We start from the raw sequence: 3,250 nt of genomic DNA on the forward strand, positions 1-3,250 counted from the left end.
AGTTGAAGTAAAATTCTCATTGACAGGTATAACATAATATTATTACGTGACCTCCAAGAGGTAATAAGATGATAAATGATCTAAAACTTGATAAGTTGAGCGTGATCGGAAGAGCCGCGGAGGTATATGCTATTGGGGATTTATCCGAGGTAAAACAAAGAGCTGAGCGCTATAGTGTAAGTAAAGTGTAAATGTGAAATGATTTGCCCAAGATGCCAGTCGGTTATCAGTATTATCGATTCAAATGCTGAATATTGTGAATGTCCCCATTGCCTCACTATCTTTCATGTTTGTGGTCAGGAAGAAGGCCATCACTCATCAAACTGCAATGTCCTCTATTGTCCAGTCTGTGGCAAATCAAGAGAGTCCTCATTAGATGCAGAAAGATCAAAATTCATGCCGATCGTTCAAAACAACGCACAGACAATGAAACACTGGTCTGAACCCCAAAATCTCGGTTTTCGGAAATGCTCCCATGTTTTCCACGTGCTGTTTGATTCTTTTCTGATACTTATAAGTGACAGAGGTGAGTATGTAGTGTATGATGGCAAGAATCTGATTGAAAAGCATTCGCTCAAATTGAAAGAAAAAGAGACTATTTTGATTCTAAGGTATAGTTTAAAGAGAATTGTTTTTTTATCCAGCGATCAGACACTCTACCATGTAGGCATAAATACTCTTTTTCAACAGAATAAAGCTGAAAAGATTAGTGAAAATGTTAACACCTTTACTGTCGATAGCACAAAAAACTGTGTTGCATATGTCAAAAAGAGCGAAATAATAATAAACGGTATGGATGGAACGACAGAAAAGATAAAGGAAAGTGGTCAGATTGTTTACTTAGTGTTAAACAGCGAACACCTATTCTACGTTAAAAAAGAGGCAATGCTTTTTACCTATGTGGTAAGATCATTGAGTCTAGGCATATTCAGCCAAAAAACAGTCACGTTGACTGACAATCCTGATAAAATACTTGCCTCAGCTAACAACAAGTTTCTGGCGGTAGCTTCATGTAAGGGTAATAGAGTATTAATAACTGCTGGTAAATGGAAGAACTTAACCACAAATGCGGCAAACTGGGATGAAATTACTGTAAAAGGAAGTCTGATTTCGATTATCGCTGGAAACGATGATCTGGTTTTCATACAGTATTCAGACAGGATTGAGATTAAAGATATGAACAATCTCAAGTCTGGAACGTTAAATCAGGCTAGGGAAATTCCCGATATGATATCTCAGAATCTAAGCCTTTCCCTGGATGGGAACTTTGTGTCATTGTGTAGGAGGGATACTGCTGATACAAGCTATGATGCCTCTCAAGTGATTCTTTTGTCTAAAAGCCTCAGAGAAGAGCAAATTGGATCTGATAAAGCAAAATTCATTATCGATAGCTATAGTTGGCTAAATGGTCTTTTGGCTGCGGTAATCAATAAAAATGGTGAGTACCTATTTTCATTGGAGATAGCAAACGATGAGTAAACGCGTATTCGTAACGTGTGTATTTATTTCACTATATTTCTTCTTGTGCTCAACCACATACATAGTTGATGGCTCTGGAAGTATGAAGGGTTTTGCAAGAACTGGAGCCATTAAAAGGCAGATTGAAGATATTTCCGAGAACGATGCTAGAGATTCGGAAGATGTTAGAGTTTTGCTATTCCAGTCTAACATAGTATCCGAAGTGGTAATCACTGAAGTAGCCCTCTCTGAATTGAATGATACTTCATTATTCTCTGGAAAGTACACTCTGTTAGGTAAGATGGCGGATACTGTTTTATCACAACCTGGAGATTATGTTTTACTAACAGATAATGTCGAGGATGACAACAACACAAGAGGAGATGGGACAAAATTCTACAGGACTTTAATGGAATCACAGGAGATATCAAGTGTTGACGTTAGTCCAAGAATTTCGAGATTCGACGGCAATCCGTTCAGGGGCGATAGACAAAACTATGTCGGGGATTCTGGCATGCTTGTCTATTTTATAAGTGTAGGATCAAAAGCAAGCAACACATCACGCAGGAACTCACTACTAAATAATCTGGGTACTCAAGGCTATACAATGTTTCATCTAAGGCCTATAAACTCTAATCACATAGGCCTCACCTCACTGAAAAACGAATCGAGCCCTTTCATTGTTTACTCAGAAAGAGGTAATTACCACCTTAAGATTAGACCCGAATCAAAGGCCTTCCCTGTGTTGCAGATAGACAAGCAAAACAGGATTAAGTTCAGCATTCTGATGCGATCTCATTACGATTACATTGGAATCAGAGAGAACACAAAGGTGAGAATAGATAATTTTTCAATCTCTCATGGAGGGAAGCCGATGATGATGGATAAGCCCAAAATTTCGGTAAGTCCTTCCATTCTACCAAAATCACTTGAAAAAGGTGGAGCGCAAAAATTTGATGTTGAGATAATTCTAAAACCAATCAAACCGTCTTTAACCAATAGATTACAAGCGATGTTCAATCCCAAAAGGTGCGTTTTATCCTTTGATATGTCCCTGAGAACATCAGAGAACAGCATATATATGGTTGAAGATGCGAAAAACCAGTACTTTACTGAGAATATGTCTGATTATAGTAAGATTTACTCAAGACCACAAGATATGATTTCGCATTTTAATCCCCAAAATAACAGAATCGTGTTTCATGTACAAAATGAGGATGATCCAGCAGATGCAACAACTCAGATCAGGCTGATGTATGATAATATGGGCTACTTCCTTTTGCTGATTAGTTTAGCAGGTATTCTGGTTGCTGCAGTAATTTTCCTCTATCGTTTGTACCAGACGCCAAAATCATTTTTTGTGAGCGTAGAGACCCTTCCTTTGGGGGACGTTGAAGACAAGGAACTGACCAGAATGGGCAAATTACCGCTGGAATCATGCACAGTTATACGTAAGCTATCGGGAGTAGTCATCAAATTAAACGACACAAACCGCTACTACTTCAAGGATTCCATATTCCCTTCGATAGACCTTCCACCGAAGGTTTTACGCGAAGTATGTGAAAAAGATTCAAATAGGAAAATCAGAATTTCCATGACCAAATCAAGGAGGAAAGATGCGTAAGATGTTGATCCTAGCCCTGATTGTCCTGATGGGGACCGGGTTGCTGAGTGCACAGGAAACAAGTGACAACGATGACAGTGTCTATTATGAAGAAACTGTAAACGAGGATGCCACCACTGATGTGGGTGTTCCAAATCCACCAAACAAGTATCTAGTTCTAGCGCTTAG

The 3,250-nt window shown here is 38.8% G+C and carries 2 protein-coding genes; both read left to right on the top strand.

Going from position 1 to position 3,250, the window contains the following annotated elements:
* Positions 1-579: 579 nt before the first annotated feature.
* Complete coding sequence (locus tag LHW48_10200; protein ID MCB5260819.1) at positions 580-1,479, top strand: hypothetical protein; 900 nt, start codon at positions 580-582, stop codon at positions 1,477-1,479.
* On the top strand, positions 1,472-3,082 hold the full coding sequence (locus LHW48_10205) for a hypothetical protein (GenBank protein MCB5260820.1): 1,611 nt from the start codon (positions 1,472-1,474) through the stop codon (positions 3,080-3,082). Before LHW48_10200 ends, LHW48_10205 begins: the two co-directional genes overlap by 8 nt.
* Positions 3,083-3,250: the final 168 nt, after the last annotated feature.

Source organism: Candidatus Cloacimonadota bacterium (assembly GCA_020532355.1).
Lineage (GTDB): Bacteria > Cloacimonadota > Cloacimonadia > Cloacimonadales > Cloacimonadaceae > UBA5456.